Here is a 20,056-nt window from a genome sequence, read left to right on the forward strand (position 1 = left end):
GAGAACGACGGTTCAAAGCGCTTCCAAAWTAACGCGGCCAACTGCGTGCACTGCAAAACTTGCGATATCAAAGATCCGTCTCAGAACATCACATGGGTAACACCGGAAGGCGGCGGCGGCCCTAATTACCCGAATATGTAATTAATATTTGAGTATGTGGAAAATGAAAAACTCTATTTTGAAATGATAAATGAGGCGTTCAATGGAAGAACACAATAAACTGCAGCCTGAATTTCGAGTACTGGTTTTATTGGCATCTATTGGCTTTTTTATGCAAGCCTTAGATACCACTATCTCCTAATGCGCAACTGAATGATTTCTAGGCTATTTACAACTTGTTTTACTTCTTGCAAGGTCTGAAAACGATGAATGCTCCAGTCGCTTTAACCCCAGAGTTATTAACCCAATTGACCGCTATTGTCGGTGAAAACCGCATTAAAACTGATGCGGACAGTCTCGAAAATTGGGGACGTGACCATACCAAGCACTTCGACCCAAACCCGTCGGTCATCGTTTTTCCGTCATCGACCGAGCAAGTGCAGGCCATTGTTAAGCTTGCGAATCAATTTAATACCGCAATCACCCCATCTGGCGGACGCACAGGCTTATCTGCCGGCGCAGTCGCGACCAATGGCGAAATTGTGGTGAGCATGGATAAAATGAACCAAGTGCTGGAGTTTTTCCCAGCAGACCGCATGGTTCGTGTGCAGGTGGGCATTGTGACCGAACAGCTGCAGAACTATGCCGAAGAACAGGGCATGTACTACCCGGTAGATTTTGCATCGGCAGGTTCATCGCAAATTGGCGGCAACATCGGCACCAATGCTGGCGGCATTAAAGTGATTAAATACGGCATGACCCGCAACTGGGTGCTGGGTTTAACCGTGGTAACCGGCAAAGGCGATGTGCTGCGTTTAAACAAAGGCATGATTAAAAATGCAACGGGTTATGCGCTGCAGCATTTATTCATTGGCGGTGAGGGCACTTTGGGCTTAGTGACTGAAGCGGAAATTAAGCTTGAGCGCCAACCGCAAGACCTGCAAGTGATGGTTCTGGGTGTGCCGGATTTTGATGCGATCATGCCGGTACTGCATGCCTTCCAAAATAAAATTGATTTAACTGCATTTGAATTCTTTGGTGAATTGGCCATGCAGAAAGTGCTTGACCGCGGTCATGTGCAGCGCCCGTTTGAAACTGAATGCCCATTTTATGTCTTGCTTGAATTTGAAGCGCCGTATGAGCCGATTATGGATGCGGCGATGGAAATTTTTGAGCACTGCATGGAGCAGGGCTGGGTGTTGGACGGGGTAATGAGCCAAAGTCTGGAACAAGTGCACAGCTTATGGCGTCTGCGTGAAGATATCTCTGAAACGATTGCGCCATTTACGCCGTACAAAAATGATATTTCAGTGTTAATTACGCATGTGCCTGCATTTATTAAAGAAATTGATGCAATTGTGGCACAGAATTATCCTGATTTTGAAATTTGCTGGTTCGGCCATATTGGCGACGGCAACCTGCACTTGAATATTTTAAAGCCTGCAGATTTAAGCAAAGATGAATTCTTTGATAAATGCAAAGTGGTGAACAAATATGTCTTTGAAATTGTGCAAAAATACGATGGCTCAATTTCTGCAGAGCACGGTGTGGGCATGACCAAAAAGCCGTATTTGGGCTACACCCGTTCAGCAGAAGAAATTGAATACATGAAAGCACTGAAAAAAGTGTTTGACCCGCATGGCATTATGAACCCAGGCAAATTATTCGATCTTTAATTTTTAAAGATTTAAAAAAACGCATCTGAGGATGCGTTTTTTTATGGCTGTTTTTTATTTATGCTCTACACAGGCTTACATTTGCTAAATAGTGTAAAAGATAGAAAAACGGCATGATGTGCAAGGTTATTATAAACTTGGGGTAAGAATTATGTTGCGAGTATTGGCTGCAGCCGTAATTTGCGCAGGCGTTTTGTCTGGCTGTGCGACAACACAGAAAATTGTCAATAAAGTGGGTACGTCAGAAACACCACTGGCTCAGGTGTTGAAAGAGCGTCCGGATTTGCGTAAGAATTTAGCCACAGTTGAAATCCGTCAGTACTTTAACCGTGTGGAGTCGCCAACGGCGGCAGAAGTGAAAGTGACAGAAACGGGTTTAATGGATGATTCCGTCCGTTCAGTCCGTACCATTTACCGCTTTAAGCATGTGGATGGTGACTGGGAACGTACGAGCACGCAAAAGGAATACCAATGCCAGCGCGGGAAAAATACCAAAACTTTCCAAACTGCAAAATGCCCTTAATCAATCTTTGATTTATGATTGAAATTCGGGCTGTAATGCCTCATAAAAAGCGTATCGGTGGATGCGCTTTTTTATTGGATAAATAAGAACAATGAATATTTTAATTGTGGGTAATGGCTTTGATTTGTCGCACTATTTGCCGACGAAGTATGACCATTTTATGGATGTGATGAGAGCAATCGAGGAAAAAGATACAGGGCAAAAAATCAAGGATTTATCAATTTATAAGGTTGATGAATGGATGGAAAAAATAGATAAAATGCTTGAGAAAAAAACTGATTGGGAGTTTCCTGATTATGCAATGAGTTTTGATGCACTTTTTTCTAAAACAAGAGAATTCAATTTTATTGAGAAAACGAAAGAATTTTATTTAACTGAAAACATTAAAATATCAACAAAAGATGTTTTGAAATTACAATGTCGTTTAGAGTTAAATCGTTGGTATCAATATTTTAAAAAGCATGTAAAAGAAGTAAAAACTTGGATTGATTTTGAATTAAAAATCGAGGAAGTCATATTTAGCTTTGCTCAGGCAATTCCATTTATTGAACAGCAAAATAGAAACTCATCAAACTCTTTTAGTATGAGTGAGTGGAAGCAAGAAGTAGGTAAAAAGAATACTATAATTTTGGAAAGTTTTAATATTTTTGAAATAAAGGGGCAAAGAAATGGATTTAATAAACAATTTTGTTATGGAAGCAATGATAGTCATGGAATGAATTCAGTATTATTTTTATCATTTGCATATGAACAGTTAGAAGAATTTATAAAAATTTTTGATTTGTATTTAGAGTTGGTCGTATCGCAGTTAACAGCTAATTGCTTACTTGGAATTGATTCAAAGGATTGGGTTTATCCTGATAAAATTTTTTCATTTAATTATACGAATACATTTCAGCGTATTTATGATTTAGTAGACGTTGAATATCTACATGGAGGTCATGGTCAGTATCAAAATATTGTTTTAGGTATTTCTGATATTGAAGATGATGGCTTAAAGAAACTAAAGGCATTTGGCTTTACGAAGTACCATCAAAAATTGTTTAAAGACACTGACTATTTATTTTTGGATAAATATAAATCAGATGTTGAGATACATAAAAGAAAAGTTGAATATTTTGAAAAAGATCTTGGCTATAATGATCCATTAGCTAAAAAATTTGCTAGACAAGATTTAATGGAAGTAGATAGTAAACTTAATTTAAATATTAGCATTTGGGGACATTCACTAGATGTCTCGGACAAGGATTATATTATAGATATCTTTAGCCTAAATGATGATATCGATCGAAATGTTCGAGTTACAGTTTATTACTTTGATAAAACTGCAAAATTTTCATTACTTAATAATTTATTAGCCATTTTAGGTAAAGATAAAGTTGAACAATGGATGAAAAATAAATGGCTTTGCTTTAAGCCTAACCCAGAGATTAAGTTTTTTGCTCAAGAGAGTTTAGATGTGGATCAAGTATCCTAAATCTGCAACACAGAAAACAACATTAGCCTCTCGAACAGATTAAAGTGAGAGGCTAAAATGAATCATCTTCAAGTATTCAAATAATAACATGAAAACCCTCGCCTTTATTCATAACACCACAACCCGATCCGCTGTAGGTGACTTTGCTCCAGTCACCTCAGTCTTTTCCCATTATGAATTAGGCAATACCGTTTCACCCTTTTTATTGCTTGACCATATTGGCCCCGGCACACTTAAGCCTATTCAGCTGCGTAAAGAGGTTGATGAACATCCGCACCGCGGTTTTGAAACCGTCACCATTATGTTTAAAGGCGAACTGGAACACCGCGACTCTACAGGCGGCGGTGGAATCATTTCTGCGGGTGATGTGCAATGGATGACAGCTGCATCTGGAGTCATTCATAAAGAAGTATTCAGCGACGCTTTTTCTCAAAGCGGCGGGCCCTTTGAGATGCTGCAGCTGTGGGTTAACTTGCCGGCCAAAGATAAAATGAATCCGCCGCGCTACCAAAGCTTGAGTAAAGCCAGCATACCCAAAGCAGATTTAGCCAATGATGCAGGCTTTGTCCGTGTGATAGCGGGGGAGTTTCAAGGGCAAACTGGCCCCGCGCAAACCCATACCCCTATGCAGGTGTATGATGTATACCTGCATCAAGGCCATACGTTGCAGCTGCCTGCGCAGGAAGGTGACACTACGCTTATTTATATGTGTTCTGGACGCGCATCATTTGCCGAAACAAATGAAGAACTGACAGATCATGCTGTGGCCGTCATGTCCAGCCACGGTCAACAGGTTGAATTGACCGCACAGCGGAACTGCTCAATTTTATATTTAAGCGCCCAGCCGCTAAACGAACCCATATCTGGCCGCGGCTATTTTGTAATGAATACTTTTGATGAAATAGTGCAGGCGTATGAAGATCTTAAGAACAATCAGTTCATTCAGCCTTAATGCGTGAATGCCTGCGCAGAAGGCGGCTTCAAAAAATTTACAATACAATATAGGCAAACACTGCTAAAATACAGGGACTTAAATCTGCGGGTGTACGGGTTTAAGTGCATCTTATTTCACCCTGTTTTTTATTTCTTTTAAGCGCCTTGTGAATGCGGCGCTCTCTGTGATCTCCAAATTTTAATTATTTATTACAGTGCTTGTCGTTGGGCTGACGTGTCTCTCCCCGAAAATAGACCATGCCCAATCCTGTACGCATCATATATGTAGATAACAATGCAAAACGTACATACTGCAAAGTTAAGCCGTGCCACCTTAATGTTTCCATTGGCACTGGTCTTATTTGAATTTTCCGTCTATATCGGTAACGATTTAGTCCAGCCAGCCATGCTGGCCATTACTCAGGATTTTGGCGTCAGCAGTTCTTGGGCGCCATCATCCATGTCATTTTATCTGCTGGGCGGCGCTTGTGTTGCGGCTGTTTTAGGCCCGCTGTCTGACCGTGTCGGGCGCAAGAAGGTCCTGCTGGGCGGCGTGGCATTTTTCACCCTGTGCTGTTTAGCGATTTTGCTGACCCATAGCATTGAAAGCTTTTTAACGCTGCGCTTTTTGCAGGGTTTTGGTCTATCGGTTATTTCCGCTGTGGGCTATGCGGCGATTCAGGAAACTTTTGAAGAGCGTGATGCCATTAAAGTGATGGCGCTGATGGCGAATATTTCCCTGCTGGCGCCTTTGCTTGGGCCAGTGCTGGGCGCATTTTTAATTGATCATGTGTCATGGCATTGGGGCTTTATCGGCATTGCCATGCTGTCTTTTTTAAGCTGGTTTGGCCTGAAAGCAAAAATGCCGAAACAGCAGCGCAGCATGCCTAAGCAGCCGATCGGCTATATTCTAGATGACTTTAAGCAGGTGTTTAAAAATAAGCGCTTTTTAGGCCTGACTTTAGGTTTGCCGATGGTTGCCATGCCGCTGATGCTGTGGATTGCGCTGTCTCCAGTCATGCTGGTCGAAGAGCTGGGACTCAGCAGCATGCAATATGGCTTAGCGCAGTTTCCTGTATTGGGCGGACTGATTGTCGGCAATATCGTGCTGATTAAAATCATCGACAAGCTGCCTTTAGGCAAAACGATCTTGATTGGCTTGCCGCTGATGCTCGTAGGTACAGGAGCCGTACTGCTGGGAAGCATTTTCCCGCAATACTTTTTATACAGCGCGATTTTAGGCATGACGTTGGTCAGTTTTGGCGAAGGCATCAGTTTTTCAGTTCTGTACCGCTTTGCCTTAATGTCTTCCGAAGTCTCAAAAGGCACTGTGGCTGCTGCTGTTTCCGTGCTGATGATGTTCTGCTTCTTTATTGTGATTGAACTGGTGCGGGTACTGTATGAACACTTCCATATTTGGGCCTACGGGGTGTCATGTTTTGCCCTTATTGCACTGTGGTTCAGTTTTCCGCGCGGTGTATTGAAAAGTATTTTGCAGCAAAGAAAGGCAGAAGGGGAGTTTTAACACCCGCCATAAAAAATCCCTCAATCAATGGGGGATTTTTTATGGGATAGACAATAAAAATTACAGGGTGCGCAGGGCTGGCTTAAAAGGCCCCATTCAAGCGGTGATGTCTTCTTTATGGATGCGTAATGATGGAGCAGGAACTTTTATTTAATCAGACTCAAGCTTCGGCCTGAGGCTGTTCAATTTTTTTTAATTTAGCATCAAAAACGAAAGGCCCAAATGGCAGGATAGATGCAATCAAACCCAGTAAAAACATTTTTATAGACCATTTTTGCTTTTCGCAGACGGCAAATAGAACAACCAGAAATCCAATAAAGAGCAGTCCGTGCCCCATGCCGACATATTTAACCAAAATCGGATTATCCAGCCAATATTTCATGGGCATGGCAATAAACAGCAGCAACAAAAAAGAAATGCCTTCGAGCGCGCCAACAATGCGTAAAGTTTGAATATTCATGGTCACTGCTTTAATGAGGATGAACCCTGAGTGTACTGAATTTAAACCCGAAAAAGAACTATGCTTATTTAATTATTATGATAAAAATCAAATATTAAAACCAAGCTAAGGGCTAGGTTTTTGTACTGAAAATTTTTAAAGGCACGGGGCTGTCCATTTCAAAAAATAGTTTAACTTGATTTTGAATAAGCGCTTTATTTAATGTCCTGACGCAGCAGTTCGGTCTGCAAATGCAGCAGTTCAGGTAAGGTTTCCAGCAGCAGGCTGATTTGCTTTAAGACCAGCTGCAGCCGGCTGCTGAGCTGTGCTTGAGTATTTAAGTGCTGAATTTCCAGAAGTTTTTGCTGAATTTCCTGCTCGGGCAGCGTGCGCTGATGCAGCAATACATGCATTAAGGTATTTTTGCACCACAGCATTAAATCCAGTACTTGCGCATCCTGTACTTTTTCACGGTGGCTGCCCAGCGCTGAAATATAGCTGAGCTGGCTATGGCTATACACCAAATAGCGGAATGCATGATGAATCAGCTGCGGGTCAGGGTTGGGTTCTGTGCTCAGGCTGGAAATCATGCTGGCCAGTTCAGTTTGCGCATTATGGGCGGCGCGCCGTGCACGGCGGTAGTCAATGCTGTTGTTATGGCCGTGTTGATACTGTTCTGTCACGGCATTAAAATAGTTCAACGTGGCATGCGTGCTTTTTTTAATGGTGGCGGAAATATTGCGGAAGTTCCAGTCGGGCCAAATAAAGCTGACGGCAAGCCAAGCAATGAGGCAGCCTAGAAGCGTATCCACTATTCTTGGTAAAATAATAGCGTAGCCTGCACCTTTTAAATTAAAAATCAGCAGCACCATTAACGTGGCCATTAATGTTGCCATGGCGTATTTTTTAGCGCTGAGATAAAAGAAACTCACGCCAAAAATTACCGTCAGCAGCAGCTGGCCTTCGATGCTGGGCACAAAATATAAAATCGGCACGCCCAGAATTACCCCCAGCACTGTGCCTAATGTCCGCATTTTTAACCGGCTTTTGGTCGCAAAATAGCGCATTTGGCAGACAAATAAACTGGTCAGCAAAATCCAGTAGCCATTTTTTGCAAACGGCAGCAGGGAAATGCTGTAGCCGACGGCAAATACAAAGGCGATGCGCACCGCATGGCGGAACAGCGCAGACTGCGGCGTTAAATGCTGTTTTAATTTCAGCCAAAGATCATGCCAGCCATGAATATCGTCATCGTATAAATTCAGATTGTCGATATGCTGCTGATAGCGCTGTTGCTGACGGTTCTGCAATTCATTCAGATGCAGAAAACGTTCATGCACACTGTCTAAATTATTTAAAATCAATTGCAGGTTTTTGACTTCAATATTATGCGGATTATCCCGTACCCAATCCTGCATCGAGCTGTGCAGATGGTTGAGCGCCAGACTGGCATTGGCGCTGGGCTGATACATTTCATTGCGTAAAATGCATTGCGCCAGTTCATGGCAGGCCAGAGCCTGCAGGCGGATATTTTTCTGAATGCGGAAAATTAGGTCTGTACGGCTGAAGTTTTGATGCAGCTGTTCATAATGCAGATAGTTGGAGCTTGCCTGTTCGTGAATATCCTGCGCTAAAAAATACAGATTCAGCCAATAAATAGTGCTGCTGTTGGCGCGGGACGCTTTTAAGCGGGTCAATAACGAACTTTTGGTGCTGTTGAAACTTTGCACTACGGTGCTGTTTTGCAGGGATAGGCTGTAGAGCAGGGTTTCAACATTGTCTTGATTATCCGGATCAAACAGCCAGGCTTTGGCATTCAGCAAATCTGCAATTTGATGAAAGCAGCGCGATAGATTGTCCTGAACCGCCAGTGTCGGTTTAATCAGATAAAACAGAATTGCCGTAAAGCCATACCACAGGGCGCCAAGTACAAAGCAGCTGGGCTGAAAATACCAGTGCGGATACTCTCCTAAGCCAAACATGGTGTAAATGGACAGCAGAATGGTGCCAAAAGAAATGGCGGCATAACGCTGGCCCAAAGCGCCCATCAGGATGAAGGCTGCGCTGGAGAGCGATAAATATAAAATAAAAAAGAATTTATAAGGGGATAGAAAATCTAGGATGCTGCTGACGCTGAAAAATAAAATGCAGACATAGGTTAAGTTGCGCAGGCGTATGCTAAGCCGGTCATCAAAATCGGTTAACGCCGTGGCGATCGCGCCTAAAGTGACTGGCACAATAAATGGATATAGGCCTAAGAAATATAAACCGAGCGTTGTGCCGCTTAAAACGATGCAGATCTGCAGGCAGTAAATGAATATTGCATTGGATTGAAAAGACTGAAACCACTGGCGGACGCTGTTCACGGCTGAATGATCAAGGCCAAATTTATTATGCAATAAGCCTGAACTGATTTGTAAAAACTGTCAATTTAATATCAAAAGAAAAACATAAAAAATCTGGAGTTAAGCATCAGTGACGCAGGGGCCGAATTATAAAAAAACAACGGACTTATCGTCCGCTGTTTGGGCTGTGAATAACTGAATACTTATCCACAGAACATCCTGAAAAAAAGAATATTGTCTGAATTATTGAATGACGCCGCAGGCAATCCGGTCACCGCCGCCGCCTAAAGGCTTCGGTGTATCTGAATAATTATCACCGCCTGCATGCACCATAATCGCTAAATTTTGCACGTCGGCCGCTTTGATGCGAGGCGCCAGTACGGTCACTTTCGCTGTGCCGTCAGCGGCTACGTTCAGTAAGGGCAAATCACCCATATGGCCCGTCAGCGGGTTGCCGTGATTGGGCGCGTGATTCGGGTTGTAGTGGCTGCCTGCCGCTAAAGCAGCGCCGGCTTTACCGTCTTTCATGGCAGGATCGCACGACCCTTTTTCATGAATGTGAAAACCATGCGGGCCTGGCGGCAACTGGCTGAGATTGGTGGTGATCACCAGTCCTGCGGCGCTGTCACGCAGCGAAATTGTGCCGATGCCGGCACCGATGCCTTGTGCGCTCACCGCATTCACCGTGATGGTCTGTTCATTGTCTGCAGTGGGCAAGGTTGCTGTTGTGGAGCAGCCCGCGGCGAATAAGGCCGTCAAGGCGCAGGCAGCACCGAGTTTGAGTTTCAGCAAAGGCGATATCATCACTAAGCATCCTGTCTATTATAATCTAAATTATTGAAACAGATCATAAATAGGATTGCCATGCCGTTTACGTGAAGGCTTTGTAACACTTTGCAGTACGGTATTGACGGTTCTGTTATTTTTTTGATGGCGTGTTTTGGTCATCCAGATCATGAACCATGCTTGCTTTTGGCATCATCACGGGTTCGATGTGGGTTTCATGCAGCCATTCGCGCCAAATCGCCAGCAGTACAGCTAAAATCACCGGGCCAACAAACAGGCCAACCATGCCGAAACTGGCCAGTCCGCCCAATACGCCAAACATAATCAGCAGGAATGGAATTTGCGTTGCGCCTGAAATCACCAGCGGGCGGATCACATTGTCTGCTGTGCTGACTACGCAAACGCCCCAGGCCATCACGCCAATGGCTTCAATGGTCTGTCCTTGTGAAAACAGCCAGAGCGCAACAGAAGTGTATGCAACTGGGGGGCCGAACGGAATCAGCGCCAGTATAAACGTCACAATCGTCAGCAGCATCGGGTTCGGCACATCAGCCACAAAATAGCTGAGGCCAGCCAAAGCTGCCTGCGCGACGGCGGTTAATCCCACACCGTATACTACGGCGCGGGTGGTATCTGAGATAGTGGCAAGATAGTGGTGCACGCGCGGACCAATCACCATTTCCAAGGCTTTGCTGACTTGGTTTAAAATAGTTGGGCCGTCACGGTAGAAAAAGAACAGTGACATTACGGCAAAACACAGTTTGAAAATATTCTTGCTGACTTCGTTCAGCAGTACTTTGCCGTAATTGAGATGGCCTTGAAACCACAGCTGTACGGACTGAATAATGCTGTTCGGGTCATTGTTCAATTCGCGCAAGGTGCGGGATACTTCTTTGCCGATAAACGGCAGCTGACGGATAAAATCCGGCACATTCACGTGGCCGGAAAATACCTGTTTCTGCAATTCGTAATATAAGCTCCGGCCTTCATGCTGCAGCAGGAAAATTGAAAAAATCACCGGCAGGCCAACCACTAAAATCACCAGCAGAATCATTAAGGTCGCGCTGAGCGTGGAGCGGTTTTTGCAAAAACGCTGCACCCGCTGATACAGCGGCCAAGTCATATAGGCAATAATGGCGGCCCAAACTACAGGCACAATGAAATATTTCAGGACACTGAAGCTTAGGAAAAGCAGGGCAAAAAACAGCCCGAACAATAAGAATCTTTGTAAGGTAGGCGCGTATTGGTGCACTGAATTCATGATCACTGACTTGGGCCGGGAACCCATATTAACTGAAAAAAAAGCACTCGAACATGAGCGCTTGGTAAGTATTGTAAAAAATACACTGTACAGTACTTAATCTTTTGATTTTAAATTAAAACCAATTGCTGGGATCATCAATAATCGCATTTAAAAGCGGCTGCCATTGCGCCTGCATGCTTAAATAGTTTTTTTGACTTTTATCAAAAATACTTAAGCCCTGCATAGCCAGCTGACCATAGGCCGTACGCTCCGAAATCCAGGCGGCGGGCTGCTGTTCAATTTTATTAAAAAAATCCTGAATATCTTTAGAACTGGCAGAATTCGGCTTGACGCGGTTCGCCAGCAGCAGAATCTGCACCTTGCCTTTACGGATGCGCTTAATATCCTGTAAATGCTTTAGGAAACGGCGGGTCGAGTCGATATCAAAAAAAGAGGGCTGGAGCGGGGTAATAATCGCATGCGCTTCACTGACCAGCTGCTCCGCATGTTCTCCGGACAGCGCGCCTGGCGCGTCAATAATCAAATATTCAGTATTTTTAGGGGTATCGCCAATTGATTTTTCATGGCGCCAGTCCAAGCTTTGAATGGGCGCCGCCGTATTCGGCCGCTGTTTCAGCCACTGCAAAGCGGATTTTTGATTGTCGGCATCAGCCAAGGCGACTTTATAGCCTTTTTGCGCTAATGCAGACGCAAGATTGATCGCAGTGATTGTTTTTCCGCATCCACCCTTTTGATTGGCAACTAAAATTGTTTTCATGACCCTAAATGATTTTATTCTGCTCATCCCTAGCATATCATTCTTTTCAGCGCTGGATAGGACCCATGACAAAAGTCGCAGCAGAATTAAAGAGAAGCACCGTTTTAATTTAGGAAGAGATAATGTCCGTATGGATGGCAATGCTGATTGGCGCCTGCATAGGCGTGGTGCTGACCACGCTGATTTTAAGCAATACACGCAATGGACGTGTGCGGGCAGAATATGAAACATATATTGCGGAACTGGAATTGGAACATCAGCAGTCCTTGGCTGCCGCTCAAAAGCGCAGTGTAAATACCAGCCGCGCGGTATTGAAAGGCAAAATGGCCGAGCAGCTGGCGCCGATCTTGCCAGAATTTCAGTATTTGCCCAGTGACGCTAAATTTCTTGGCGATCCGGTTGATTATATCGTCTTTGATGGCTATACCGATTTCCGTGATGGTGACGGTACGGCGGACGACATTGAAGTCGTGCTGATTGATATTAAGAGCGGCGGGGCGCGCCTGACCAAAGGCCAGCAGGCGATTGCGCAGGCCATTGCTTTAGGCAGAATCCGCTTTGAAACTGTTCGAATTAATTTTGATGAATAGCAGCCGTTCAATATGAAGCAATTACTCTGGGCATTGGCTGCACTGACGGCGCTGATTTGGGGCTGGAAAGAATATTTCAGGGAAATTCCGCATTTGGAACAGCCCGGCGTGCTGAAAAACTTTCAGGTTGAAGAGCGGGATGATTTTTCCGGAAACTTTACTGTGCTGGATAAGCGTTTCTATGGGCCTGCACGGCGGGTGCTGTATGCCACCTCGCCATGGGTTGGTGCGTTCAATGACTTGGCTTATCTCAGCAATATGGATGTATTGCTGGGGCAGGGCCGTTTAGCCAGTGCAAGTATTTACCGTCAGATTGATTTTGACCAGCACAGCCGGTGCTATGAATTTAAAATTCAGCCGCAGTCAGGTTTGCAGGCGGATACTGTCCGTGCCGACAGTATGAATATCAGTGTGATTGCGGCAAATGAGCGGATTGCTAAACAGCTGCGCCAGCTGAAAACAGGGCAGCAGGTGCAGCTTCAAGGAAAATATGCCCATGTCATGCAGCTGAAGGCACAGCAGCATTTTGCTGTTGGCATGAATATTCCGCGTCCGCGCCCTCAATGCGCGATAGTTAAAATCACGTCGATACAGAAATTAAGCGGCTAAGTTCCATTTAACGTTTAACGGCGCGCGCCAGCAGCATGCGCTGACCGATGCGGGGAATACCCGCGGCATCAAAATACTGGCATTCGCTAAGTTCTAATTCTGCATCTTTTACAGCGCGTTGAATATTGCGGTTTAAATGGCACCCATCCGCCACGCGCTTTTGAATCGGCGTCAGCAGGTTTTGCAGGCGCTGAATAGGCGTGCTTTCATTATGCAAAACGTGCTCGACCAAGTGGAAAGTGCCGCCGGACTTCAGCACACGGTAAATTTCATCCAGTGCCGGTTCAAGCTTGGCAATGCTGCAGAGGGTCCATGTACTGACAATATGGTCTAAGCTGCTGTCTGCAAACGGCAGTTTTTCCGCACTGGCTTGAATATGCTGCACTTCAAAAGGCGCTGCATGCACACGCGGCACTGCCAAATGGTAAATATCAGGATTCGGCTCTAAGGCATACAGGGTATCAACTTGCTGATAAAACGGCAGATTCAGGCCCGTGCCAAAGCCTATTTCCAGCACCTCGCCTGAGATGGGCAGCAGCAGCTCGCGCCGTTTATCCATCAGGCTGGGCGTTTGCATGACTTGATTCAGCAGATGCGGAAAAATATGCTGCTGATAGAATTTATAAATCATCATCTCTCTTCTTTTTTTACAGTTTTTTTCATTTTAGCCAAAGCTGCAGCCGAGTTTAAGGGCTGCGCTGACGGATTCTTTCGCATTGTTACCAAGACGCTAAGGTTTCTTCAGATTTCTTGCGTAATATAGAGTTACAACTAAGCTCAAGCTATATATTTAAGCTGCATTTAATTTTGCGTATGTAATGTCAAGCGGATGAATCTTATCCTGCCCGCAATATTCAGCGGAAGAGCTAAAGCGATGAACGCGCAATTTAAATGCCAACACAGAAGAGGTAAGCCGATGATTAAACGTATTTTACTCAGTGCAGCTGCTGTTGCGTTGCTGCTGAATTCGGGCGTGCATGCATCGGCAGATTACAATATTGCCAAAGGTTTGGCGCCGGCATCCAAAGATCAGTCAATCTCTGTCCTGCAGCCTTTTAAGGGGGATTTCCGTATTTTGGGTTCAAAAAAATATACCCAAGATGAGCAGGCAAAATTTTCTCCCATTGATTATGCCGTGAGCTGGGGCCTATTTGCAGAACCGGAAATTGCCCGCCATATTACAGTCAACCAATATGACCGCTATTTAAACTGGAAAATGGATAAGGTTCCTGTACCGACAGAACAGGCGATGATGATGGTGTCAAATATGCACATTATTCCGTCTAACCCTGAAATCGCCAAGCAAATTCAAAAAGTGAAACGCGGTGACTTGGTGCGCTTGCAAGGCAGTCTGGTTGAAATTAAAGATAAAGATTTGGTGTGGACTTCGTCATTAACGCCGACGGATACCGGAGATGGCGCATGTGAAGTCTTCCGTGTGGATTCAATACAATGGATAGAGCGGGTTAAGGGCTAAAAGCGGCCCTTGAAGAAAAGTTAAAAGGTTTAAAGCATGAAGATCAAGGCGCTGGGCCTCGCGCTCATTTTAGGTTTAGGGCTAAGCGGATGTACCGGCATGAGTTCGACTGTCGATGGCAAAACGCATATTTTTACCGGCGGGCAGTCTTGTCCTGCACTGCTGGAAATGGACCGCGGTCAAACGCTGGAAGTGATTCTGGATGAGAATCCAAGCACAGGCTACGTTTGGACCGTTGCCGAAAATTTAAAACTGTTTAAGACCGAAGAAATTTATGAGGCCGATCAGGCTAAATCTGAAGTGCCGACCATTGGCAAAGGCGGTCAGAAAATTTACCGCTTTACCGCAACTCAGGCCGGTGAAGAGCTGCTGCATTTAAAGCATGTGCGGGCTTGGGAAAATGCGCCGGTTGATGAGTGGCAATGCCGGGTCAGAATTTCATAACTGATACTCATATATTAAGTTTATTCTGTATTTCGGCTTTTTTTATTAGGCATCTTTGAAATATTGGCGTTACTTTTTTCGGGCCAAAAGTAATAAAAGCCCTGTTTTTCTGATGATGCATTGCTACATCACAGAAAAACGGGCAGCATCCCTGCTGGCAGCCGCGTATCAATTCGCGGGTGTCATTCAATGATGAAGCTTGCGTGCATTATTTTGCTGTTAAAGCCTGACCTTCAAACTGAATGCCGTCCCAGCCATTTTGCATGAACTGGCGGATGTTCTGATGATCTGCGCCTTCAGGCGTCGCTAAAACCGCTGCATAATGTTCGGCAAATAAACTTAAGGTTTGCGCCTGATCGAAGCCATTGAGCTGCGCAAATGAAAAGACTTTTGCACTGCCTTGGTTTTCATTGGCGCCATTGTCCTGCTGGCCATTTTTGAAGGCCGTTGGTGTATGCGCATAGCGCGCTTCAATAAATGCAATCACATCTGAAAATGCCGCTTTGCCCGCTTGAAGCTGGTTCAGTAATTCTTGAGCCATGAGTCCATCAATCCATAGAAAAATAATTAAAAACGCAGGCAATATAGCAAGTTTTGGCTTTCAGATTCATTAGAATTCTGATGATTTTTTGCGTTATAGTGAGGCAATTGCCTGCAGGCGCATTTTCTTTTTCACTTTTTTAAATGGAATATCCATGAATTGGCTATTGGTCGCTTTGGGCGGCGCAATTGGGGCAAGCTTACGCTACAGCGCCAGCCTCTGGCTTATCAAGCCCAGCGGCTTATTTCCATGGACAACATGGTGGGTCAATATGCTGGGCTGTTTTTTGGCAGGGATATTTTTTGCTTTTACACAAAAATATCCAGTGCTGCAGCAGGAAACACGCCTATTTTTAATGGTCGGCATTTTGGGCGGCTTTACGACCTTTTCCAGTTTTGGCTTAGAAACATTTCAATTGCTGAAGCAAGGACAAAACGGCTGGGCTTTAATGTATGTCTTTTCCAGCCTCATGGTGGGCGTGATTGTTTTAAGTTTAGGCTTTTATCTATTTCAGGCTGTTTTGAAAAATTAAACTCTTTCTCTGCCTGATTTAAGATGTACGGGAAATGCTGCGCATAAAAAAGAAGCCTAAGCTGGAGGAGATTTTCTTAGGCTTCTTCAATAGTTCTACTGTAAAAGTAAAACCTTAACTGAATATGAACTTATTGTGAGCGTTTGAAACGCGCAAAACGTTTATTGAAGCTGGCAACACGGCCTTCATTGCTGGTTTGACGCTGTTCACCTGTATAAAAAGGGTGTGACGCGCTGGAAATATCCAAAGTCACATAAGGATAAGTCTTGCCTTCATAGTCCCGTGTCTGAGCGGCTTCTAAGGTACTGCCGATCACAAAAAAAGCGTTGGCATTGGTGTCATGAAACAGGACTTCGCGGTAGTTGGGATGAATATTCGGACGCATAAGAACTTTCCTTGAAACTGTTAATTTGTGGAAATGTTATAACATAACAAATTGAATTGCAAATAAAACCCAGACCAAAGAATATGATCTGGGTTCTAGGCCATCTTCGGCGGGCATCAGCTGCGGGGCGGCACCAGCTCATCAAACACATCAGACAGATTATCATGCACTTTTAAATGGATCATGTTCCAATAGTGGCCGGAAACTGTCCGGTTGACCATCAGGGTATCCGGAGACGGTTTAAATACATCCCAATATTTCAATGACGATTTCACCAGCTCTACACCATCATGATGCGCTGAGTTTTCAGCAAAATCATAATGGGTGGTCAGCGGCCGCATCAGCACTTCCAGCCAAGCCTGATACAGTTCGGCAGGGAATTTGCCTTTCTCGGACAGAGAATGCAGGGCATCCAGCTGGTTTTCCATTTCAGTGACATTGCTTTCACGTGCGGCCTGAATCAGTTCTTTGAAATGATGCACAATATCGCTGGACAGGGTTTTTACACCGCCAAAGTCATAAATAATGACCGTGCCGTCTTCCCGAAATGCAAAATTTCCCGGATGCGGGTCGCAGTGGAAGCGCTTCAGGTAAAAAATTTCCTGCCCCATGGCGCGGAACAGGCGGCGTCCCAATTCATTGCGGATTTCTTGCGGCCAAGTGCTGGCGGTTTCAATGCTTTCGCCCTGTTCCAAACTCAGGGTCAACACATGGCGCGAAGAATAGTCCGGATAAACTTTAGGAATAATGATTTTACTGTCGAGTTTTTCATGGAAGGCGCGGGCGACTTCCAGATTTTGCGCTTCGATTTGGTAATTCAGTTCATTATCCAAGCTTTCCTGAATTTCGTTAAATAAGCGTTCCTGCAGCTTGCGGTCCACTTTTAATACGCCCATCAGGCGCAGCGCTAAACGGACTTGTTTTAAGTCGCTTTCGCAGGCTTCATCGACGCCGGGATACTGCACTTTCACCACAACCTGCTGGCCATTGGGCAATACTGCTTTATGAACCTGTCCAATAGAGGCTGCCGCAAACGGAGTTTCATCAAAGCTTTGAAAGATATTTAAAATAGGCTTTCCCAATTCTCTTTCGACTTGCGCCTTAATTTCGGCAAAAGGCATCGGCGGCGCTTGCCGCTGCAGTTTCCCAATGGCTTTGGCGACTTCAGGCGGGAAAATATCTTTGTACTGTGACGCGATTTGCCCGACTTTCATCACTGCGCCTTTCATCTCACCCAAAGTATCGGCAATTTGCAGGCCAATATCCTGAAAAAGTTTACTGCGGGATGCATTTTTCTGCTCTTCATCGGCAGTTAAGTTTTTAATTGAATTTGAAACAGTTTTGCTTGCAATGCTTGCTGTCATGCTGGCAAGTTTCATAAAGCGGCGGCCGGGTGTACTTGCCGTTTTTGCCATGTGTGATGCCTCAAGTTTTATATTTTAAATATGCTTCTGATCATAGGCGCTTATTGTTAAGCTGCCTACTTTAAATTGTTAAATCTTTGTTTCTGTTTGATTCTTTAGAATAAAACAGCACTTTATACGCGACGCGCCGTACATATCTGCAGGATATGCCTTAGAATAAGCTGAAGTGAAATATCCAGCAGAATAATGCATGAAAATTTATAAATATTTGACAGGCAAAGACGATGTGAATTTTTGCGCCCGGGTCACCAAAGCCTTAAATGAAGGTTATGAGCTGTATGGTTCACCGACCATGACATTTAATGGCACGGACGTAATTGTCGGGCAGGTCATTACCAAAGATGCCTCAGATGAATCAGAGCTGCCGCAGGGCTTAAAAAATGCCCTTGCCGCGCTCAGTTAAGATTGGTCCGGCTTTCATTTTTAAATTTGATTTTTCGGCACCGAACTGTGTTCAAGCTCATCGTTCGGATTTAAATATTTTGAACATTGATTGCCATGCTGGCTGGCATTGATGCGAAGCAAGGTATCGCTGGCCGAAAAATCCAAATCATCTGCAGACGTATATTGTTTATTGGCTAGCACAAAGTCTTGATAGGTATAGGCCATGCCGGATTGCTGGCAGCTTAATTTCATCCGTGCGGTAAATGAATCTGCTTGCTGATCGTTATAAAAGCGATAAGCCAGCCCAAGGTGCTTATTTAAATAATCAAAATCTTTTTGAGATTGGGCTTTAATGGGTGCCGAATACTCAGGAAAAGCATCGTGCTGGATTTCTTCAAGCGCTTGCGTACAAAATGGAATGAGCAGCGCCGCGCAAAGAGCAGTTTTCTGAAAGATTTTGCTAAACATGCCGTTGATCCTTTTTTGATTGTTGGACTCATCCAGTGCAAAGGTCAAACTGACTGGATGAATTGAAAAATTGAAAAGAAGGCTATTGAGCGATTCGCCGGTTGTTCATAAACAGCCGTGTCAGCAGCAGCACACAGGCGACAGTCAGCCCGACGATCAGGCCAATCCAGACACCCGCTGCGCCCATTTCTGTAAAGCGCGCCAAATAAATGCCGACAGGGAAGGCAATGATCCAATAGGCGATCATGGTAATCCACATTGGCCCTTTGGTGTCCTGCATGCCGCGCAGGCAGCCCGCAGCGCTGACTTGCCATGCATCCATCAACTGATAAGCGATAGCGAACAGCACGAGATAGACAGCAACAACTGCGACGTCATAGTCACTGGTATACAGCGAGACAATCTCATAGCGCAGCAGCCACAGCAAGCTCATGGTGGCCAGCGCCAGTACAGTTGCAGTAATTAATCCCAAAACTTGCACTTTGCGCATGGCCAGCCAGTTCTGTTCACCATAATAGGTGCCTACGCGAATGGTCAATGCAATCGCCAGTGACATGGGAATCATAAACAGCTGCGATGTAATTGAAATGGCCACTTGATGCGCCGCTACGGTAATCTCCCCCAGCGGGCTGAGAATAATCGCCGCGGTGCTGAAAATACTGACTTCAAAAAAAATCGCTAAGCCTATAGGCAGCCCCAGTTTTAAAATCCGCTTGACCCAATAGCTGTCGATAGGTTCATACACCGTCAAGGGCTGAGTCGACTGATAGGCTTTGCCCTTAAACACATAGGCCGCTAAAGCAAAGAACATCAGCCATTGCAGAATCGCTGTGGCGAAACCGCAGCCTGCAGAACCTAATTCTGGAATTGGCCCAAGGCCGTACATAAAAATAAAATTCAGCGGAATCAGCACCAGCAGCGCAATCAGGCTGATAGCAGTGACTGGTCGGGGGAATCCCAAGGCTTCTGAATAGCCGCGTAAGGCTGCGTACATGGTTACAGCAGGCATGCCTAAGCCGATGGCATGCAGGAACAGGCTGGCTTTAGGCAGCAGCGCTTCAGGCACGCCGAGGATGGGCAGTAAAAATGGCGCAATTTGCAAAATTAAACAGGCAATAATTCCCAAAATCAGCGCAACCCATAAGGACTGGCGCGCAATAATGGCGATTTTTTCCGGGGTACGCGCGCCATTGGCTTCCGCCACCAGCGGTGTAGTTGCAATCATAATGCCGCTGAACAGCAGCATGACAGGAATCCACAGTCCGACACCGACCGCAATGGCAGCTAAGTCGTTTGCAGATAAATGCCCTGCCATAATGGTATCAATCAGTCCAAAGCCGGCTTGCGCAAACTGAGTCACTAAAATAGGGAGCATCAA

Annotated in this window: 23 protein-coding genes and 1 pseudogene; 13 read left to right on the forward strand and 11 right to left on the reverse strand. The window is 45.0% G+C overall.

Annotated elements, in window-relative coordinates; all coding sequences use genetic code 11:
• The 7 genes and pseudogenes from AZH43_RS18120 to craA all read left to right on the forward strand — a co-directional run.
• Positions 1-141: 4Fe-4S dicluster domain-containing protein (locus AZH43_RS18120; protein WP_131796932.1), on the forward strand; the 141-nt coding region annotated here is incomplete at its 5' end.
• A gap of 61 nt (positions 142-202) precedes the next feature.
• A pseudogene (locus tag AZH43_RS18885) lies at positions 203-295 on the forward strand (hypothetical protein); the annotation flags it as partial.
• 70 nt (positions 296-365) lie between these two features.
• On the forward strand, positions 366-1,775 hold the full coding sequence (locus AZH43_RS09895) for an FAD-binding oxidoreductase (RefSeq protein ID WP_067669219.1): 1,410 nt from the start codon (positions 366-368) through the stop codon (positions 1,773-1,775).
• 151 nt (positions 1,776-1,926) lie between these two features.
• The gene (locus tag AZH43_RS09900) at positions 1,927-2,298 is read left to right on the forward strand and encodes a hypothetical protein (protein ID WP_067669221.1); all 372 of its coding nucleotides are present in this window, start codon (positions 1,927-1,929) and stop codon (positions 2,296-2,298) included.
• Between the two features lie 91 nt (positions 2,299-2,389).
• Positions 2,390-3,775: an AbiH family protein gene (locus tag AZH43_RS09905; RefSeq protein WP_067669223.1), complete on the forward strand. Its 1,386-nt coding sequence runs from the start codon at positions 2,390-2,392 to the stop codon at positions 3,773-3,775.
• An 88-nt stretch (positions 3,776-3,863) separates the two neighbouring features.
• Positions 3,864-4,727, forward strand: a complete 864-nt coding sequence (locus AZH43_RS09910) for a pirin family protein (RefSeq protein ID WP_067669226.1) — start codon at positions 3,864-3,866, stop codon at positions 4,725-4,727.
• A 276-nt stretch (positions 4,728-5,003) separates the two neighbouring features.
• On the forward strand, positions 5,004-6,233 hold the full coding sequence (gene craA, locus AZH43_RS09915) for a chloramphenicol efflux MFS transporter CraA (RefSeq protein WP_067669228.1): 1,230 nt from the start codon (positions 5,004-5,006) through the stop codon (positions 6,231-6,233).
• Between the two features lie 160 nt (positions 6,234-6,393).
• Here craA and AZH43_RS09920 read toward each other — a convergent pair whose 3' ends face one another.
• The 5 genes from AZH43_RS09920 to AZH43_RS09940 form a co-directional block, all read right to left on the reverse strand.
• Entirely contained in the window at positions 6,394-6,693 is a 300-nt protein-coding gene (locus tag AZH43_RS09920; RefSeq protein ID WP_067669230.1) for a DUF3817 domain-containing protein, read from the reverse strand.
• A gap of 194 nt (positions 6,694-6,887) precedes the next feature.
• Positions 6,888-9,038, reverse strand: coding sequence for a YccS family putative transporter (gene yccS / locus AZH43_RS09925; RefSeq protein WP_067669376.1), 2,151 nt, complete (start codon positions 9,036-9,038; stop codon positions 6,888-6,890).
• Between the two features lie 222 nt (positions 9,039-9,260).
• Entirely contained in the window at positions 9,261-9,821 is a 561-nt protein-coding gene (gene sodC, locus AZH43_RS09930) for a superoxide dismutase family protein (RefSeq protein ID WP_067669231.1), read from the reverse strand.
• Positions 9,822-9,936: 115 nt separating this feature from the next.
• Entirely contained in the window at positions 9,937-11,064 is a 1,128-nt protein-coding gene (locus tag AZH43_RS09935; RefSeq protein ID WP_067669378.1) for an AI-2E family transporter, read from the reverse strand.
• 115 nt (positions 11,065-11,179) lie between these two features.
• Positions 11,180-11,824, reverse strand: coding sequence for a ParA family protein (locus AZH43_RS09940; RefSeq protein ID WP_067669233.1), 645 nt, complete (start codon positions 11,822-11,824; stop codon positions 11,180-11,182).
• 122 nt (positions 11,825-11,946) lie between these two features.
• Here AZH43_RS09940 and AZH43_RS09945 point away from each other — a divergent pair, with 122 nt between their 5' ends.
• Positions 11,947-12,414 carry a Holliday junction resolvase-like protein gene (locus AZH43_RS09945; RefSeq protein WP_067669235.1) on the forward strand — a complete coding sequence of 156 codons (468 nt, stop codon included), beginning with the start codon at positions 11,947-11,949 and terminating at the stop codon, positions 12,412-12,414.
• Positions 12,415-12,426: 12 nt separating this feature from the next.
• The gene (locus tag AZH43_RS09950) at positions 12,427-13,023 is read left to right on the forward strand and encodes a hypothetical protein (RefSeq protein WP_067669237.1); all 597 of its coding nucleotides are present in this window, start codon (positions 12,427-12,429) and stop codon (positions 13,021-13,023) included.
• Between the two features lie 7 nt (positions 13,024-13,030).
• Here the strand turns inward: AZH43_RS09950 and AZH43_RS09955 are convergent, their stop codons facing one another.
• Positions 13,031-13,654, reverse strand: a complete 624-nt coding sequence (locus AZH43_RS09955) for a class I SAM-dependent methyltransferase (protein ID WP_067669380.1) — start codon at positions 13,652-13,654, stop codon at positions 13,031-13,033.
• A 285-nt stretch (positions 13,655-13,939) separates the two neighbouring features.
• Here AZH43_RS09955 and AZH43_RS09960 point away from each other — a divergent pair, with 285 nt between their 5' ends.
• Both AZH43_RS09960 and AZH43_RS09965 read left to right on the forward strand, forming a co-directional pair.
• A complete protein-coding gene (locus tag AZH43_RS09960) occupies positions 13,940-14,500 on the forward strand; it encodes a hypothetical protein (RefSeq protein ID WP_067669239.1) in 561 nt (186 codons plus the stop codon).
• Positions 14,501-14,536: 36 nt separating this feature from the next.
• On the forward strand, positions 14,537-14,944 hold the full coding sequence (locus AZH43_RS09965; RefSeq protein ID WP_067669242.1) for a protease inhibitor I42 family protein: 408 nt from the start codon (positions 14,537-14,539) through the stop codon (positions 14,942-14,944).
• A gap of 208 nt (positions 14,945-15,152) precedes the next feature.
• Here AZH43_RS09965 and AZH43_RS09970 read toward each other — a convergent pair whose 3' ends face one another.
• Positions 15,153-15,485, reverse strand: a complete 333-nt coding sequence (locus tag AZH43_RS09970) for a HopJ type III effector protein (RefSeq protein WP_067669244.1) — start codon at positions 15,483-15,485, stop codon at positions 15,153-15,155.
• A gap of 154 nt (positions 15,486-15,639) precedes the next feature.
• On the opposite strand from AZH43_RS09970, the gene crcB reads away from it, so the two are divergent.
• Positions 15,640-16,017 carry a fluoride efflux transporter CrcB gene (gene crcB / locus AZH43_RS09975; RefSeq protein WP_067669246.1) on the forward strand — a complete coding sequence of 126 codons (378 nt, stop codon included), beginning with the start codon at positions 15,640-15,642 and terminating at the stop codon, positions 16,015-16,017.
• Between the two features lie 130 nt (positions 16,018-16,147).
• On the opposite strand, the gene AZH43_RS09980 is transcribed toward crcB, so the two are convergent.
• Together AZH43_RS09980 and AZH43_RS09985 are read right to left on the reverse strand one after the other, a co-directional pair.
• On the reverse strand, positions 16,148-16,402 hold the full coding sequence (locus AZH43_RS09980) for a type B 50S ribosomal protein L31 (protein WP_067669248.1): 255 nt from the start codon (positions 16,400-16,402) through the stop codon (positions 16,148-16,150).
• Between the two features lie 116 nt (positions 16,403-16,518).
• Positions 16,519-17,817 (reverse strand): ABC1 kinase family protein, encoded by a 1,299-nt coding sequence (locus tag AZH43_RS09985; protein WP_067669250.1) that lies wholly within the window; start codon positions 17,815-17,817, stop codon positions 16,519-16,521.
• Between the two features lie 199 nt (positions 17,818-18,016).
• Here AZH43_RS09985 and AZH43_RS09990 point away from each other — a divergent pair, with 199 nt between their 5' ends.
• A complete protein-coding gene (locus AZH43_RS09990; RefSeq protein WP_067669252.1) occupies positions 18,017-18,229 on the forward strand; it encodes a DUF1737 domain-containing protein in 213 nt (70 codons plus the stop codon).
• Positions 18,230-18,249: 20 nt separating this feature from the next.
• Here the strand turns inward: AZH43_RS09990 and AZH43_RS09995 are convergent, their stop codons facing one another.
• Together AZH43_RS09995 and AZH43_RS10000 are read right to left on the reverse strand one after the other, a co-directional pair.
• The gene (locus AZH43_RS09995) at positions 18,250-18,678 is read right to left on the reverse strand and encodes a hypothetical protein (RefSeq protein WP_067669254.1); all 429 of its coding nucleotides are present in this window, start codon (positions 18,676-18,678) and stop codon (positions 18,250-18,252) included.
• Between the two features lie 82 nt (positions 18,679-18,760).
• On the reverse strand, positions 18,761-20,053 hold the full coding sequence (locus AZH43_RS10000; RefSeq protein ID WP_171254455.1) for an MATE family efflux transporter: 1,293 nt from the start codon (positions 20,051-20,053) through the stop codon (positions 18,761-18,763).
• Between the last annotated feature and the right edge of the window lie 3 nt (positions 20,054-20,056).

The organism is Acinetobacter pragensis (assembly GCF_001605895.1).
In the GTDB taxonomy this organism is placed as follows: domain Bacteria; phylum Pseudomonadota; class Gammaproteobacteria; order Pseudomonadales; family Moraxellaceae; genus Acinetobacter; species Acinetobacter pragensis.

Coding starts and splice junctions, on each gene's coding strand:
- AZH43_RS09990 (WP_067669252.1), top strand. CDS start 18,017: ATGAAAATTTATAAATATTTGACAGGCAAAGACGATGTGAATTTTTGC.
- AZH43_RS09920 (WP_067669230.1), bottom strand. CDS start 6,693: ATGAATATTCAAACTTTACGCATTGTTGGCGCGCTCGAAGGCATTTCT.
- AZH43_RS10000 (WP_171254455.1), bottom strand. CDS start 20,053: ATGCTCCCTATTTTAGTGACTCAGTTTGCGCAAGCCGGCTTTGGACTG.
- sodC (WP_067669231.1), bottom strand. CDS start 9,821: ATGATATCGCCTTTGCTGAAACTCAAACTCGGTGCTGCCTGCGCCTTG.
- AZH43_RS09935 (WP_067669378.1), bottom strand. CDS start 11,064: ATGAATTCAGTGCACCAATACGCGCCTACCTTACAAAGATTCTTATTG.
- AZH43_RS09945 (WP_067669235.1), top strand. CDS start 11,947: ATGTCCGTATGGATGGCAATGCTGATTGGCGCCTGCATAGGCGTGGTG.
- AZH43_RS09910 (WP_067669226.1), top strand. CDS start 3,864: ATGAAAACCCTCGCCTTTATTCATAACACCACAACCCGATCCGCTGTA.
- AZH43_RS09905 (WP_067669223.1), top strand. CDS start 2,390: ATGAATATTTTAATTGTGGGTAATGGCTTTGATTTGTCGCACTATTTG.
- AZH43_RS09950 (WP_067669237.1), top strand. CDS start 12,427: ATGAAGCAATTACTCTGGGCATTGGCTGCACTGACGGCGCTGATTTGG.
- crcB (WP_067669246.1), top strand. CDS start 15,640: ATGAATTGGCTATTGGTCGCTTTGGGCGGCGCAATTGGGGCAAGCTTA.
- AZH43_RS09965 (WP_067669242.1), top strand. CDS start 14,537: ATGAAGATCAAGGCGCTGGGCCTCGCGCTCATTTTAGGTTTAGGGCTA.
- AZH43_RS09980 (WP_067669248.1), bottom strand. CDS start 16,402: ATGCGTCCGAATATTCATCCCAACTACCGCGAAGTCCTGTTTCATGAC.
- AZH43_RS09940 (WP_067669233.1), bottom strand. CDS start 11,824: ATGAAAACAATTTTAGTTGCCAATCAAAAGGGTGGATGCGGAAAAACA.
- AZH43_RS09900 (WP_067669221.1), top strand. CDS start 1,927: ATGTTGCGAGTATTGGCTGCAGCCGTAATTTGCGCAGGCGTTTTGTCT.
- AZH43_RS09895 (WP_067669219.1), top strand. CDS start 366: ATGAATGCTCCAGTCGCTTTAACCCCAGAGTTATTAACCCAATTGACC.
- AZH43_RS09970 (WP_067669244.1), bottom strand. CDS start 15,485: ATGGCTCAAGAATTACTGAACCAGCTTCAAGCGGGCAAAGCGGCATTT.
- AZH43_RS09960 (WP_067669239.1), top strand. CDS start 13,940: ATGATTAAACGTATTTTACTCAGTGCAGCTGCTGTTGCGTTGCTGCTG.
- AZH43_RS09985 (WP_067669250.1), bottom strand. CDS start 17,817: ATGGCAAAAACGGCAAGTACACCCGGCCGCCGCTTTATGAAACTTGCC.
- AZH43_RS09955 (WP_067669380.1), bottom strand. CDS start 13,654: ATGATTTATAAATTCTATCAGCAGCATATTTTTCCGCATCTGCTGAAT.
- AZH43_RS09995 (WP_067669254.1), bottom strand. CDS start 18,678: ATGTTTAGCAAAATCTTTCAGAAAACTGCTCTTTGCGCGGCGCTGCTC.
- craA (WP_067669228.1), top strand. CDS start 5,004: ATGCAAAACGTACATACTGCAAAGTTAAGCCGTGCCACCTTAATGTTT.